Genomic DNA, 13,823 nt, shown 5'->3' on the forward strand with positions numbered 1-13,823 from the left:
CGTGGCGTCATGAATACCTCGACCTCTCCTGAACCCACGGGGCCGCTGCTGGTCCGGGTCCGCGCGGTGATGCCCGCGCTGGCCCCGGCCGAGCAGCGGGTGGCGAACGCGGTCCTCGCGGACCCGGGCGGCGTCGCGGCGATGACGATCTCCGAACTGGCCGAGGTGGCCTCCACCTCAGAGACCACGGTCATCCGGTTCTGCAAGCAGATCGGCGTCCCGGGCTACCCGCAGCTCCGCCTGCAGCTGGCGGCCCAGTCGGCGCGGGAGATGGTCAGACCCGAGGTCGGCGGTGACATCGAACCGGGTGACTCGCTCGACGACGTGGTCGGCAAGGTCGCGTTCGCCGACGAGCGGGCGGTCCGCGAGACCGCCCAGCAGCTCGACGTGGCCGCGCTGACCAAGGTCGTGGCCGCGGTCGCCAAGGCGCCGCGGGTCGACCTGTACGGCGTGGCCGCGAGCGCGTTCGTCGCGCTCGACCTGCAGCAGAAGCTGCACCGGATCCGCCGGGTCGCGTTCGCCTGGTCGGACGTGCACGTGATGCTGACCAGCGCGGCCCTGCTGGGCGCCGAGGACGTCGCGATCGGGATCTCGCACACCGGGACCACGGTCGAGGTGATCGAGGCCCTGCAGGAGGCCAAGCGGCACGGCGCCACCACGGTCGCGGTGACGAACTTCCCGCGCTCGCCGCTGGCGCAGACGGCGGACCTGGTCCTGACCACGGCCGCGCGGGAGACGACGTACCGGTCGGGAGCGATGTCGAGCCGGATCGCGCAGCTGATGGTGATCGACTGCCTGTTCATCGGGGTGGCCCAGTCGGTGCTCCCGGACGCCCGCAAGGCGCTCGAGGAGACCGCGACCGCGGTCCGTGGGCACCGGGTGAAGAGTTCCGTCAACGATCAACAGAATTGAAATATCTTCAGTAGAAAACTAACATCGAGGGGTGATGACACCCACGGAAGCGCGCAACCCCCGGACGCTCGCGATCGATGCGGTGGGTACCGCCGAGATCCTGGCGATGATGAACGCCGAGGACGCGCGGGTCGCCGCCGCGGTGGGTGCCGTCGTTCCCGAGATCGCCAAGGTCGTCGACGCGGCCGTGGAGGCCGTCCGGGCCGGTGGGCGGGTGCACTACTTCGGCGCCGGTACGTCGGGCCGCCTGGCCGTCCTGGACGCCGCTGAGCTGCTGCCGACGTTCCACGCGCCCGACGACCTGGTCGTCGCGCACCACGCGGGCGGGATGCCCGCGCTGCTGCGCGCGGTCGAGAACGTCGAGGACTCCGAGGAGGGTGGCGCGGCCGACGCCTCCGAGGTCACCGGGCTGGACGTGGTGATCGGGCTCGCGGCCTCCGGCAGTACGCCGTACGTGGCGGGTGCGCTGCGGCAGGCGCGGTCGGTCGGGGCGACCACCGCGCTGATCACGTCGAACCCGGAGGCGCCGCTCGCGCCGCTGGCCGACGTACTGATCGCTGCCGACACCGGGCCCGAGGTCATCGCCGGGTCGACGCGGCTGAAGGCCGGGACCGCGCAGAAGATGGTGCTGAACGCGTTCTCCACCACGCTGATGATCAAGCTCGGCCGGACCTGGTCCAACCTGATGGTCGACATGGTTGCCACCAACAACAAGCTGCGCGGGCGGATGCTGAGGATCCTGGCCGAGGCGACCGGCGCTGACGCCGACGCGTGCGCGGCCGCGCTGGTCGAGGCGGACGGTGAGCTCAAGCCGGCGCTGGTGCACCTGCTGACCGGCAGCCCGGTCTCCGCGGCCCGTGAGGCGCTGGCGGAGGCTGACGGCCGGGTGGCCGTCGCGCTCGGCAAGCTCGGCGCGCCCGCGTAGCTGTGCTTTTGGCCTCGCCTCCGGCTCGGCGGGTTTTGGGGCTTTTCGCCCGCTCTTCCCTCGTCGTTCGGTCGCTGCGCTCCCTCTCTCCTCAGTCCAGAGCGGACGGCCCCAAAACCTCGGGGGAGTTGTTATTGGTCTTGGGAACGTCCCTACAGTGAGTAGGTGAGCACACCTGAGCGAGTCGACCCGCACGACACTTCCTCCTTCGATAGCTGGTACGACGTCTTCAGCGTGGCCGTGGACGACGGCCGGCAGTACCCCGTGGGGTTCGCCCGCGAGGAGATGCGGGCCGCGCTGACCCGGGAGAATCCGTACAAGCTCAAGGAGCTCTGGGCGCTGCGGGAGGCCGGCGAGATCGTCGGTGGGCTGGAGCTGGAGGCTCCGCTGCTCGACAACACATCGCTGATCAGCGGGATCGTGGCGGTCCGGGCGGACGCCCGGCGGCGAGGACACGGCCGGGCTCTGGGCCGGCTGCTCGACGAGCGGGCCGCTGAGCACGGGCGGTCGGTGCTGATCTCCCAGGTCGAGGTGCCGAGCGGAGCCACGGAGTCGACTCCGGGACAGCGGTTCGCGACGGCGTTGGGGTTCTCGGCGGCGAACTTCGAGGTGCACCGGGTGCTGGAACTGCCGCTGGCGCCGGAGTTGCTCGACGAACTGTCCGCGAAGGCGGCTGAGCGGCACCAGGGTTACGCGCTGCGCAGCTGGCGGGACCGTTGCCCGGACGATCTGGTGGATGCGTTCGCGGCGCTGCAGACCACGTTCGTGCTGGAGGCGCCGACAGGGGACCTGGAGGTCGAGGCCGAGCACTGGGACGCGGCGCGGATCCGGCTGAACGAGGAGCAGAACGTCGCTCAGGGGCGGAACTCGTGGACCACGGTCGCCGTCGCGCCGGACGGGACGCTGGCCGGGCACACGGAACTGGTGAAGGGCGAGCACGATCCGGGCAAGGTGTTCCAGTGGGGAACGCTCGTCGCGCCCGCGCACCGCGGGCACTGGCTCGGGTTGGGGCTCAAGGCCCACAACCACCGCGAGCTGCAGAAGACGCACACCGAGCCGCTGGTGGTGCACACCTGGAACGGCGAGGAGAACACCGCGATGAACGCGGTCAACGCCCAGCTCGGCTTCCAGCCCGTCGAACGGCACGAGGAGTGGCAGAAAATTCTGCGCGCCGAGACCCTTGCGGGAAACTGAAGTACTCGTAAAAGCTAACCGGCAAGCGCTGAATCTGTGGTTTGTTTTATGATCCAGCGCTTGGTTTCCGAGGCTTTTTCACAGGTCCGTACCGCCGGTTGCTTTAGGTAGTAAGTCCATCACTTTCGGTCCGTAGCGCACGCTCCGTTCCGTGTCGTATCGTCACGTCATCGCCAGGCCTTGGTGGGGGTGCTGGTGCTTCGAATCCTTTGTGTTCAAGGCGAACTCGGAGCCCTGATGACCATGGACGGTGCTGTCGTGGTGCCCGGAACCACCGTGGGTGCCCAGTGGGTCGACGACGTGCTGCTGGCTGGACCGGCAGGCGACGTCTGCTTTTCCTTGCCCGGTGCTGTCGACCGCGGAATGCTGCGGCGGCTGGTCCGCGACCGGCAACTGGAATTGGCCCAGTCCGGTTTACGCGCCGGTGGGGCCGCCGCATTGCGTTTACCGCCGTCATTGGCATTTGTGACGCATTTGCTGGCGGTCTGGCGCAGCGGCGGGCAGGCGATCCTGCTCGACCACCGGCTGACCGACTACGAGGTCCGGCGCGCGATCGAGCGGCTGGTGCCGCAGGTCCTGGTGTCGCCGCAACGACCGGTCGCGTCGGGGCTGCGGACGTTCGTGGACATCGACACGGACGTCGCGTCGTACTCGGGGCACCCGGCGGGGACCTCGCACGCCGTCGTCCAGCTGAGCTCGGGTTCGACCGGGCCGTCGAAGGTGATCGGGCGGACCGCTGAGGACCTGGTCGAAGAGGTCCTCCGGTACACGCAGATCGACGGGGTGCCGGAGCCTGGCGAGCGGATCATCCTGCTGCCGTCGATGGTGCACGTGCTCGGGCTCGTCGGTGGGCTTCTGTACGGGTTGCACGCGGGCGTCGAGCTGGTCCCGCCGGCTCGGCTGACCGGGGACGCGATCCTGCAGGCCATTGCCTCCGGCTCCAAGCCGGCGACGGTGCTGGGCGTGCCTTTCCACATCGGGCTGCTGGCGTCGGTGGAGCAGCCGCCGTCGCTGCCGCAGTTCAAGCGGATGACGACCGGTGGAGAGCTGGTGCCCGCTTCGGTGTCCTCGGCTTTTGAGGACAAGTACGGCGTACCGCTGGGCAACATGTACGGGATGACCGAGGTCGGTGTCATCGGCACCGACCTGTTCGGTGCCCACCGCCCGCAGATCCTGCCCGCCCCCGGCATCGAGGTCCGCGCCGTCGACGGCGAGCTCCAGATCTGCCGCCCCGACTCGCCGTACCTGGGCCTGTCGGACCCCGCCCGCTGGTCCAACGGCTGGCTCCACACGAAGGACGCCGGAGTCGTAGACCCCGCGTCCGGCCTGGTCTCCGTCCGAGGCCGCCTCGACTCCCAGGTCTCCGTCGGCGGCCTGAAGGTCGACCTCACGGAGGTCGAGTACACCCTCAACACGCTGCAGGGCGTGGAGTCCGCGGTGGTCGTCTACGACAACGCGATCACGGCGTACGTGCAGCTGAACCAGCCCCGAGAAATCCCTTCCCTGGAAGCCGAACTGGCCCACCAGCTGGCGCCGTACAAGCGTCCCCGGACTGTCCGGTTGCTGACTCAACTGCCCCGCACAACAACGGGAAAGCTCGTCCGAGACCTGACGGTGCTCCGCAAGGCGGTCCCGTGATGAAGCACCACTTCGGTCACCCCTACGGGAAACGCCAGAGCCAGTACCAGGTCGGGCCGAACACCAACGTGTACAACGGCGAACTCCGGCTCGGACGGAACCACCTGAGCGAGGAGGGTGCCGCCCTCACCCGGGACGCGGTCGCCTCCGGCGACCAGCTGCCGCGGGCTGCCGACGGCGCCAGCCGCCTCCCCGGCCCCTCCAACCCCACCGTCGCCTCCGGCGACGAGCTTGCGCTCGTCCACGCCGCCGTCGCCGGAGGCGATCGGCTCGGGGGCGCTCGGCTCCTTCCCCCCACCCCCGCCCGCCAGGGCGGGGGGCATGGGGCGGCTGAGGCCGTTGCCTCTCAGGCCGCGGCCGAGGGCTTTGCCTACTGCTTCTTTGGCGGTCCAGAGGTGCAGGAACGTCTCGGGGGTGTTGGTGGCCTCGGTTGGGGCGAACCAGCGGCGGGACAGCTCAGCGACTGGGAAGTCTCGGAAGAGTTCTGCGTCGATGCCGACTGGGCCCGCGTGGGTGGCGACTGCTGCGGCCACGCCGGTGGTGTGGGTGAGGGAGATGTGGAGGCCCTCGATGAGTGGTTGGCCGGTGGGGGTGTGGGTCAACGGGGCCTGGTGGCCGAGGGAGTTGGCGAGTTGCCGGAGCAGATGGTGGGCGGCATCGCGGGGGTTGTCGGTGGTGGTGCTCACCCAGACGTGCACGGGTTCCGGAGTGGGGCCCGCGGGTTGGTTCACAGGGAGAAGGTAACGCGATGAGGGATGAAGTTCGCGAGTTCGTGCTCGCGCAGTTGGTGGACATGAACTACGACGTCGAGGGAGTCGACGACGGTACGACGCTCGGCCCGGCCGGCGTCGATCTGGAGTCGCTGGCACTGGCGGATCTGTCGGTGCGCGTCGAGGACAAGTTCGGCGTGCGGTTCTCGGACGACGAGTCCGAGCAGCTCGCGTTGATGACCGTCGGTGAGTTCACCTCCGAGGTGGCCGGCCGGGTTGCGCAGCAGGTCTGATGAGCCAGATTCTCCCGCCCCCGTCTCAGCCCCAGGTTCTGTCAGAGCCCGGGGCTCGGAGCCAGGCGTTGCCGCAGCCCGTGTCTCAGGCGCAGGCTCCGCCCCCGCCCGGGCTCCAGGTCCAGGCGCTGCCGCAGCCCGGGGCCCAGGCCGCTCCGCCCCCGCCCGGGCGTGCGGAGATCGTCGACTGGCTCGCCGGCCTCGGTGAGCGTCCGGCGGGCAACGAGCGCATCGACTCGATGGAGCTCGCGTGGCTCGTCCACCAGGTCGAGCAGCGCTACGCCGTCGAGCTCACCGACGACCACCTGGACCAGATCCACACCATCGACGACGCCGTCGCCGTACTGGCGAAAGCGCTGACCGTCCATGTCTGACTCCCAATCCCCACCCGCCGCCCCGCCCGCAGGCCGGAAGGCGGGTGCCGCTCCGGCGGGCACCGCTTCGGTGGGCACCGCGGGTGCGGGGCGGGCGGGGGTGCGGCGGCCGGTGGCTGTTACCGGGGTTTCGGTGATGAGTGCGTTGGGGCGGGGGCCTGAGGCTCAGTTGGCGGGGGCGTTGACGGCGGCCTCGGCGTTCAGCGAGGTGTTGCGGTTTGGGACTGGGCAGCGGCGGGTGCGGGTTGCGGCTACTGCTGGGGATGCGGGGACCCTGGAAGAAGAACTGCTGGAAGCGGTGACTATCGCGTGTGCGGGGGCGGGGCTGACTCCTGGGCAGCGGGCCGGGGCGCCGTTGATGTTGGCGGTGCACGGGCGGTCCGAGGTGCGGGCGTTGGCATCGCGGGCGAGCCGGATCTACACGAGCGCTTGTGTTTCGGCCAGTACGGCGGTTGCCGATGCGGCGAGCTTGATCAGCCGGGGGGTGGTTGATCGGGTGGTGGTTGCCGCGGGCTACCTCGTGGAGGCTGACCAGTTCGCGTTGTTCGACGCGGGGCGGGCGCTGGCTGACGACGGGGTGGTTCGGCCGTTCAGCTTGGACCGGCGGGGGTTGCTGCTGGGCGACGGGGTAGCGGCAGTGGTGTTGGAAGCGGGGGAGGGGATCGCGGAGATCGCCGGCTGGGGGCGGGCGGGGGACGCCTACCACCCTTGCCGACCCGATCCCGATGGCCGCGGGCTGGCTCGGGCGATCGGGTCCGCGCTCGACCGAGCTGGGCTTCCGCCTGAGGTCGTGGGGTACATCAACGCCAACGCGACCGGTACCAGCTTCAGCGACGCCTCCGAAGCCGCCGCGATCAACCGGGTCTTCGCGGCCGACGTACGGTCTCAGCAGGCTGATCCCAGTGGCCGACCTTCACGTGGCCCCCGCGTACCGGTCAGCTCGACCAAAGCCGTGCACGGTCACGCGCTGGAGGCCTCCGGCCTGCTCGAGCTGATCATCACGATCCAGGCGCTGCGCGAAGGCAAGCTTCCGGTCAACGCTGGCTACACCACGCCCGACCCGGACTGCAGGCTCGACGTCATCGCCGACGCGCCGCGTCCGGCTGGTTCGGCGTACGGGCTGACGCTGAACGCTGCCTTCGGTGGCGCCAACACGGCCCTGCTGGTGCGTGCTGCATGATCCCCACGCTCGGAATCCCGGACCCCGTCGTGGTCACCGTCAGTCACTGGCCGCAGCCGGGTGACGACGCGGTGGCAGGCCCGCCCGCGCTGCCAGGCTTCGTCGGGTCGACGTTCAGCCCGATGGTCGCCGTCGTCGCGGAGCGTTGCTTCGCGCAGGCGACTCCGCTGGAGCGCACGGGGATCGTCCTGGTCAGCCGCACCGGTGACCTCGACAGCACCCAGCACGTCCGCGAAGCCGTTGCCAATGGCAAGCGAATCGGTCCGCTCTACTTCTTCCAGTCCGTCCCGAACTCGGTTGCCGGGTACGTCGCCAGCCGGTTCGGGCTGCACGGGCCGGTGGTGTGCGTCAGCCCGTCGAACGACCCGCATCGCGCCGGGCTCGACGAGGCCGCGCTGCTGCTGGCCGACGGGGAGGCCGAGCAGGTCCTTGTCGTCCTGGTCGAACAAGCAAGCACCGGCGACACCGCAGTCGCCCTGTTGGTGAGTGGGGGAGAACAGTGAAGACAAGCCTCCGGGCCCAGTTGGCCGCGGACCCGTCCGTCGGCACCGGCAACGTCCTGGCCACGGTGATCGCACTCGGCGCCGACCTGAACGGACCGGGTCTGACCTTCGATACCGCCGTCGACCACTTCCCGGCCGAGCGCCCGCTCACGCTGGGCGAGCTGGACGAGCGGGTCCAAGCCCGTACGGCGTGGTTGCACGCGCGGGGGATCGGCCGGCGCGACGTGGTCGCGATCTGGGCGACCGACGCCGCCGACATCGTCCTGAGCTTCCTCGCGCTCACCCGAGTCGGCGCGATCCCCGCCCTGCTGAACGGCAAGATGGCGCCCCCGATCGCCTCGGAGTACATCCGCCGCCTCCGCGTGAACGGCATCTTGGCCGACAACGCGCATCGCGCGTTGCTGGAAGAACAGGCGCGGGGCAAGGCTGTCGGCGATGCGGCGGAAGAGGTGTCTGTCGGGCTGAGGTCGGCGCCCGCCGGAGAAACTGCAGGGGTAGTCGCGGCGGCGATGCCTGCCGGCGAAGCCGTGGGTGAGGCGGGCACGCCGGGCGCCGGGCTGGCTAGGCCTGGCAGGGGAAGGGCTGTTGGCGATGCGGCGGAAGAGGTCGCTGCCGGGCTGAGGTCGATGCCCGCCGGAGAAACTGCAGGGGTAGTCGCGGCGGCGATGCCTGCCGGCGAAGCCGTGGGTGAGGCGGGCGCCAGGCCGGCCGCGCCTGGTGGTTCGGGCGCCGGGCCGGCTACGCCTGGCGGGGGAGCGGTGGGTGAGGCGGGTGGTTCGGGCGCCGGGCCGGCTACGCCTGGCGGGGGAGCGGTGGGCGTAGGAGGCGCGCCGGGCGCCGGGCCGAGCTTGTTGCACGGGGCTCCGATTCTGGGGACGCTGAAGGAGCTTGGGGCCGGGGATCCGGCGAAGGCGCCTGGGCATTACCAGCATCACCGGGATGATCCGGTCGTCATCACTCACACCAGCGGGACGACCGGGGTGCCGAAGGCGGTGCTGCACACGCACACCACCTTGTACGCCGCGCTCAAGCATCTGTTGACGATGCCGCAGGCGCAGGGGACCGACCGGATCTTGAACGCGCTGCCGGTTCCGCACACGGCGACGATCCTGATGGTGAACCAGGTGCTCGGGAATCGTGCCGAGATGCTGTTGCTGTCGAGTCAGGACGCGCCGGTGGTGCTGGCTGCGATCGAGCGGTGGCAACCGCGTGGTGTGTACGGGTTCGCGGTGACGTGGGCCGGGCTCGCGCGGGAGGACCTGAGCCGGTACGCCGTGGGCTCGGTGCGGATGTGGTTCAACACGGGGGACTGCGCGCACGAGCCGCACATTCGGAAGTTGGTTGCGGCCGGGTCGCGGGAGGCCGTGACGCGGGAGGGGCGCGTGACGGTGCCGGGGTCGCACTTCGTCGACGGACTCGGGTCGAGCGAGATGGGGCACAACGGGTTCCACATCACGCACACGCCGGACTCCGCGCACTACGGGCGGTGCATCGGGAAGCCTTACCAGTTCGCCCAGGCGGCGGTGCTTGATGCCCAGGGCAACGAGTTGCCGGACGGTACGCCGGGGATGCTCGGGTTCCGGTCGCCGTCGGTGTCGCCGGGGTACTGGAACGACTCGGTCAACACGTACCGGTTCCGGTTGAACGGGTGGTTCCTGACCGGGGATCTGGCGTACCGGGATGCGGGTGGGCATTTCTTCCACCTGGACAGGGTTCCTGACGCGGTGGCCGGGTTCGACGGGCCGCAGCTGTACACGTCGCTGTCCGAGGAGCGGATTCTGGCAGCACTGCCGGAGGTGCTCGACTGCACGGTGATCGTGGTGCCCGAGGGCGATGGGTTCGTCACGGATGTGCTGCTGGAGCTGAAGCCGGACTCCGAGGCCGAACTGGAAGAACAGGTCAAGGCGGCTGTTGGTGAAGAGGTTGCCGCGACGATCCGGCGGGTCACCGTGGTGGGTGCGGACGACGTCCCGGTGACGGTGACGGGCAAGGTCCGCAAGGTGGCGCTTCGGCAGGACCGGTTGGTGTCGCCATGAGTGCAGTGACGATCACCGGGATGGGCCTGCTCACGCCTGTGGGGCGTGGGGTCGAAGAAGTCTTCGATGCCTTGCTGCACGGGCGGTCGGGGATCAGCCGGCCGCCGGAGGGGCATCCCGTAGAAAACTCCGTGGAGTTGGGCGGGTTCCTGGGAGAGGTCGACACCGGGGAGATCACCAAGGGCCCCGACGGCAAGGTGATGGACCGGACGGTCATCCTCGCCCAGCTCGTCGCGGAGGACGCGCTCAACGATGCCGGGCTGCGCATCGGAGAGAACGTCGACCCCGACCGGATCGGCGTGATCATCGGGGGCGTCGGCGGCATGGCCACGCTCGAGAACCAGGTCCTGGCGCGGGCCGAGCGGGGGCGGGCTGCTGTCAGTCCTTACCTGCTGACAGGAATCCTGCCCAACATGCCCGCCGCCCGGGTCGCGATCCGGTTCGGCATCCGCGGGTACACCAGCTCGGTCGGTACGGCGTGCGCGTCCGGCGCGCAGGCGATCGCCGACGCGGTGCGGCTGATCCGTTCGGGCGAGGCGGACGTCGTACTGGCGGGAGCGAGCGAGGCGCCGCTGTTCCCGACCTTCGCGGAGACCTTCGCCAACGCCAGAGCGCTGGCCAGAGGGTGGGACGACCCGACCCAGGCGAGCCGGCCGTTCGACCTGCGCAGGAACGGGTTCGTGCTCTCGGAGGGCGCCGGCCTCCTCGTCCTGGAGAGCGCCGAGCACGCGATAGCCCGCAACGCCAAGGGCTACGCCGATCTCGCCGGGTACGGCGTCAACGCCGACGCCCACCACCCGACAGCGCCGAGGCCGGACGGCACGGGCGCGGCGGACTGCATGCGCAAGGCGTTCGCCAACGCACACGTCACGCCCGGGCAGGTTGGCTACGTCAACGCCCACGGGACGAGCACCAAGCTGGGCGATGTCGCCGAGTCGACAGCGATCGCCTTGGCGTTCGGCACAGCAACCCCCGCCGTCAGCTCTACCAAGGCACTGACCGGCCACCTGCTCGGCACCTCCGGCGTCGTCGAGGCCGCCGCGAGCGCACTCGCCGTGCAGCGCGGGCTGCTGCCCCCGACGTACAACCTCGACGACCCGGACCCGGCATGCCCGCTGGACCACGTCCGGAAGGAACCGCGCGCCGCGCGGCCGCAGTACGCGCTGTCGAACTCGTTCGGGTTCGGCGGCCAGAACGTGAGCCTGCTGCTCGGACCGACGAGCGCGCCGCGGACAGAGCACAACACACCGCGCACAGAGAACAACCAGTGAGGGGACGGGATGGAGATCTACGGGATCGACCATGTGGAGCTGTACGTCGGTGACGCGAAGCAGGCGGCGTTCTACCTGACGCACGCGTTCGGGCTGCAGGTGCACGGCCACGGAGGGCCGGAGACCGGGCTGGCCGACCAGCGATCGCTGCTGCTGCGGGAGAGTGCGGTGCAGATCGTGCTCACCTCCGGGCTGTCCTCGGAGCACCCGGCGGCCGAGTACGTGCAGCGGCACGGGGACGGGGTCGCGGTGGTCGGCCTGGAGGTCGACAACGCCTCCGTCGCCTACACCGAGCTGCTGGCCCGCGGCGCCGAGTCGGTCACCGAGCCGACGTCGTACACCGACGAGCTGGAGACCACCGTCGTGGTCGCGGAGGTCGCGGGCTTCGGCGACGTGATCCACCGGCTGGTCGAGCGGCACGGGCCGCGGCGGGAGTTCCTGCCCGGCGCGTTCCAGATCAGCGAGCCGTCGAGCGGGCCGGACGAGAAGCTGTTCAGCGAGATCGACCACCTGGCGATCTGCGTCCCGTCCGGGCAGCTGAAGCCGACGGTGGACTTCTACGAGCACGTCTTCGGGTTCCTGCCGATCTTCGACGAGTACATCGAGGTCGCGGGCCAGGGCATGGAGTCGACGGTCGTGCAGAGCCCGTCGAAGCACGTCACGTTCACGCTGATCGAGCCGGACCCGAACCGCCGCCCGGGCCAGATCAACGACTTCCTCACCTGGCACGCCGGCGCCGGCGTGCAGCACATCGCGCTGCGCACCAGCGACATCGTCGAGGCGGTCGGCACGCTCGCCGAGCGCGGCGTGAACTTCCTCGCCTCGCCGTCGACGTACTACCAGGCACTGCCGGAGCGGGTCGGTGAGGTGGAGACGCCGATCGAGGATCTGGAGAAGCTCGGCATCCTGGTCGACCGCGACCACTGGGGCCAGCTGCTGCAGATCTTCACCGAGTCGATGCACGTCCGACGAACGCTGTTCCTGGAGATCATCGAGCGGCGCGGCGCGATGACGTTCGGCAGCGGCAACATCAAGGCCTTGTACGAGGCCAAGGAGCGCGAGCTGCAGGGGGTCGAGGTATGACCGCGCTCGAGTTCCGGCTGTCGGAGGAAGAGGTCGCGCTGCTGCCGTCCGACGAGGACGTCGCGTTCTACACCGAGCACGGCTGGTACCTGTCGAAGAAGCTGCTCACCGACGACGAGACCGACGAGCTGGTCAACGCCAGCGAGCGGTACTACGCCGGCGAGCGGGACCGGACGTTGCCGACGGCACCGCCGAAGCTGGCCTACTGGGACCCGTCGAAGGGCGACGTCCAGCGGCACAACGACTACGTGCACTACGAGCACGACGGCCTGGCGAAGATCCTGCGCAAGCCGCTGATCGGTGCGGTCGCCGCCCGGCTGGCGCAGGTGGACGAGATCCGCATCTTTCAGTCCACGCTGATCTACAAGCCACCGATCTCCGGCGAGCCGTCGAACATCGTGCCCTGGCACTTCGACAAGCACTACTGGTCGTCGTCGTCCTCGGAGCGGATGCTGACCGCGTTCATCCCGTTCCACGACTGCCCGCCCGAGATGGGCACGATCACGATGGTCGACGGCAGCCACCGCTGGCAGGAGATCGGTTCCGACGACACCGTCGTCCGGCACTTCGCCGAGCGGGACCGCTCGCAGCTGGACCAGATGCTGACCGAGAACGCCGAGCACAACGGCGTCGAGGTGGTGAAGGTCCCGGTCACCATCCCGCGCGGGCACCTGAACTTCCACCACTGCCGGACCTACCACGGCTCGGGCGCGAACGTCAGCGACCGCCCGCGCCGCGCGATCTCGCTGCACCTGCAGGACGGCGGCAACTCCTACCGGGAGTTCCCGCTCAGCGACGGAACCCTGGCGGCGTACAACCACGACGCCGTCGTCCGTCGTACGCCGGACGGACGGCCCGACTACGCCGATCCCGACTTCTGCCCCACCCTCTGGGCCGACCGCTAGAAGGAGAAAGTCATGTCACGTTACGACTGGGGTCAGACCCACCCGGGCATCGAGCGCTTGGAGAAGGCGGTCGGCGAGGCCCGCGACACCGTGGTCCAGCACCCGCTGTACGCGAACCTGGACACGCACGAGTCGCTCGTCACGTTCATGGAGCACCACGTCTTCGCGGTGTGGGACTTCATGTCACTGCTCAAGTCGCTGCAGCGCGAGCTGACCTGCGTCACGGTGCCGTGGATCCCGACCGCGCACACCGGCAGCCGGCGGCTGATCAACGACATCGTCATGGTCGAGGAGTCCGACGAGCTCGGCAACGGTTTCATCAGCCACTTCGAGCTGTACGTCAACGGGATGAAGGAGGCCGGCGCCGGCACCGCGGCGATCGAGAAGCTGATCGACCTGCTGCGCGACGGCGGCACGGTGGTGGAGTCGCTGCACGCGGCCGGCGTACCGCAGGCGTCGATCGACTTCGCCGGGACGACCTGGCAGATCATCGAGCAGGCGCCGGTGCACTGCCAGGCGGCGGCGTTCGCGTTCGGCCGCGAGGACCTGATCCCGGACATGTTCACGCAGGTCGTCTCGGTGAACGAGCGGTCGAAGAAGCTGAACACGTTCGTGGACTACCTGGAGCGGCACATCGAGGTGGACGGCGAGTTCCACACCCCGATGGCGATGCAGATGGTCGCCGACCTGTGCGGTGACGACGACACCAAGTGGGACCAGTGCGCGGACACCATCAACACCGCGCTGGCCGCTCGCGCCCGCCTGTGGGACGCCATCCTCGCGGCGATCAAGGGCTGAC

14 protein-coding genes are annotated in these 13,823 nt (G+C 69.7%); 13 read left to right on the forward strand and 1 reads right to left on the reverse strand.

Translation table 11 applies throughout. The annotated features are described in order from the left end of the window. The first annotated feature begins 9 nt into the window (after positions 1-9). From ACLQ2O_RS08540 to ACLQ2O_RS08555, 4 genes are all read left to right on the forward strand, one after another. Positions 10-912: a MurR/RpiR family transcriptional regulator gene (locus ACLQ2O_RS08540; RefSeq protein ID WP_425828948.1), complete on the forward strand. Its 903-nt coding sequence runs from the start codon at positions 10-12 to the stop codon at positions 910-912. A 34-nt stretch (positions 913-946) separates the two neighbouring features. Beyond that, the gene (gene murQ / locus ACLQ2O_RS08545; protein WP_425829105.1) at positions 947-1,837 is read left to right on the forward strand and encodes an N-acetylmuramic acid 6-phosphate etherase; all 891 of its coding nucleotides are present in this window, start codon (positions 947-949) and stop codon (positions 1,835-1,837) included. A 165-nt stretch (positions 1,838-2,002) separates the two neighbouring features. After that, on the forward strand, positions 2,003-3,031 hold the full coding sequence (locus tag ACLQ2O_RS08550) for a GNAT family N-acetyltransferase (RefSeq protein ID WP_425828950.1): 1,029 nt from the start codon (positions 2,003-2,005) through the stop codon (positions 3,029-3,031). 237 nt (positions 3,032-3,268) lie between these two features. Continuing rightward, positions 3,269-4,669: a class I adenylate-forming enzyme family protein gene (locus ACLQ2O_RS08555; RefSeq protein WP_425828952.1), complete on the forward strand. Its 1,401-nt coding sequence runs from the start codon at positions 3,269-3,271 to the stop codon at positions 4,667-4,669. On the opposite strand, the gene ACLQ2O_RS08560 is transcribed toward ACLQ2O_RS08555, so the two are convergent. Beyond that, complete coding sequence (locus tag ACLQ2O_RS08560; protein WP_425828954.1) at positions 4,600-5,400, reverse strand: 4'-phosphopantetheinyl transferase family protein; 801 nt, start codon at positions 5,398-5,400, stop codon at positions 4,600-4,602. The genes ACLQ2O_RS08555 and ACLQ2O_RS08560 overlap by 70 nt on opposite strands. A 17-nt stretch (positions 5,401-5,417) precedes the next feature. Here ACLQ2O_RS08560 and ACLQ2O_RS08565 point away from each other — a divergent pair, with 17 nt between their 5' ends. From ACLQ2O_RS08565 to ACLQ2O_RS08605, 9 genes are all read left to right on the forward strand, one after another. Beyond that, positions 5,418-5,672: an acyl carrier protein gene (locus ACLQ2O_RS08565; protein WP_425828956.1), complete on the forward strand. Its 255-nt coding sequence runs from the start codon at positions 5,418-5,420 to the stop codon at positions 5,670-5,672. Positions 5,673-5,740: 68 nt separating this feature from the next. Beyond that, on the forward strand, positions 5,741-6,046 hold the full coding sequence (locus tag ACLQ2O_RS08570) for an acyl carrier protein (RefSeq protein WP_425828958.1): 306 nt from the start codon (positions 5,741-5,743) through the stop codon (positions 6,044-6,046). 298 nt (positions 6,047-6,344) lie between these two features. Then, positions 6,345-7,226, forward strand: a complete 882-nt coding sequence (locus ACLQ2O_RS08575; protein WP_425828960.1) for a beta-ketoacyl synthase N-terminal-like domain-containing protein — start codon at positions 6,345-6,347, stop codon at positions 7,224-7,226. Beyond that, the gene (locus ACLQ2O_RS08580) at positions 7,223-7,729 is read left to right on the forward strand and encodes a beta-ketoacyl synthase chain length factor (RefSeq protein WP_425828962.1); all 507 of its coding nucleotides are present in this window, start codon (positions 7,223-7,225) and stop codon (positions 7,727-7,729) included. Before ACLQ2O_RS08575 ends, ACLQ2O_RS08580 begins: the two co-directional genes overlap by 4 nt. Then, positions 7,726-9,765, forward strand: a complete 2,040-nt coding sequence (locus ACLQ2O_RS08585) for an AMP-binding protein (RefSeq protein WP_425828964.1) — start codon at positions 7,726-7,728, stop codon at positions 9,763-9,765. The genes ACLQ2O_RS08580 and ACLQ2O_RS08585 overlap by 4 nt, the downstream gene beginning before the upstream one ends. Beyond that, the gene (locus ACLQ2O_RS08590; RefSeq protein WP_425828966.1) at positions 9,762-11,036 is read left to right on the forward strand and encodes a beta-ketoacyl-[acyl-carrier-protein] synthase family protein; all 1,275 of its coding nucleotides are present in this window, start codon (positions 9,762-9,764) and stop codon (positions 11,034-11,036) included. The genes ACLQ2O_RS08585 and ACLQ2O_RS08590 overlap by 4 nt, the downstream gene beginning before the upstream one ends. A gap of 9 nt (positions 11,037-11,045) precedes the next feature. Then, on the forward strand, positions 11,046-12,119 hold the full coding sequence (gene hppD / locus ACLQ2O_RS08595; protein WP_425828968.1) for a 4-hydroxyphenylpyruvate dioxygenase: 1,074 nt from the start codon (positions 11,046-11,048) through the stop codon (positions 12,117-12,119). Continuing rightward, positions 12,116-13,024, forward strand: a complete 909-nt coding sequence (locus ACLQ2O_RS08600) for a phytanoyl-CoA dioxygenase family protein (RefSeq protein ID WP_425828970.1) — start codon at positions 12,116-12,118, stop codon at positions 13,022-13,024. The genes hppD and ACLQ2O_RS08600 overlap by 4 nt, the downstream gene beginning before the upstream one ends. 12 nt (positions 13,025-13,036) lie before the next feature. Next, positions 13,037-13,822, forward strand: coding sequence for a DUF3050 domain-containing protein (locus tag ACLQ2O_RS08605; protein WP_425828972.1), 786 nt, complete (start codon positions 13,037-13,039; stop codon positions 13,820-13,822). The last annotated feature ends 1 nt before the right edge of the window (position 13,823 follow it).

The sequence above is a fragment of the Kribbella sp. DT2 genome (genome assembly GCF_049844575.1).
GTDB lineage: Bacteria > Actinomycetota > Actinomycetes > Propionibacteriales > Kribbellaceae > Kribbella.

Bases quoted from the DNA above. Each gene is read 5' to 3' on its own strand.
- ACLQ2O_RS08540 (WP_425828948.1), top strand. From the start codon at position 10: ATGAATACCTCGACCTCTCCTGAACCCACGGGGCCGCTGCTGGTCCGG.
- murQ (WP_425829105.1), top strand. From the start codon at position 947: ATGACACCCACGGAAGCGCGCAACCCCCGGACGCTCGCGATCGATGCG.
- ACLQ2O_RS08555 (WP_425828952.1), top strand. From the start codon at position 3,269: ATGACCATGGACGGTGCTGTCGTGGTGCCCGGAACCACCGTGGGTGCC.
- ACLQ2O_RS08565 (WP_425828956.1), top strand. From the start codon at position 5,418: ATGAGGGATGAAGTTCGCGAGTTCGTGCTCGCGCAGTTGGTGGACATG.
- ACLQ2O_RS08580 (WP_425828962.1), top strand. From the start codon at position 7,223: ATGATCCCCACGCTCGGAATCCCGGACCCCGTCGTGGTCACCGTCAGT.
- ACLQ2O_RS08590 (WP_425828966.1), top strand. From the start codon at position 9,762: ATGAGTGCAGTGACGATCACCGGGATGGGCCTGCTCACGCCTGTGGGG.
- hppD (WP_425828968.1), top strand. From the start codon at position 11,046: ATGGAGATCTACGGGATCGACCATGTGGAGCTGTACGTCGGTGACGCG.
- ACLQ2O_RS08600 (WP_425828970.1), top strand. From the start codon at position 12,116: ATGACCGCGCTCGAGTTCCGGCTGTCGGAGGAAGAGGTCGCGCTGCTG.
- ACLQ2O_RS08605 (WP_425828972.1), top strand. From the start codon at position 13,037: ATGTCACGTTACGACTGGGGTCAGACCCACCCGGGCATCGAGCGCTTG.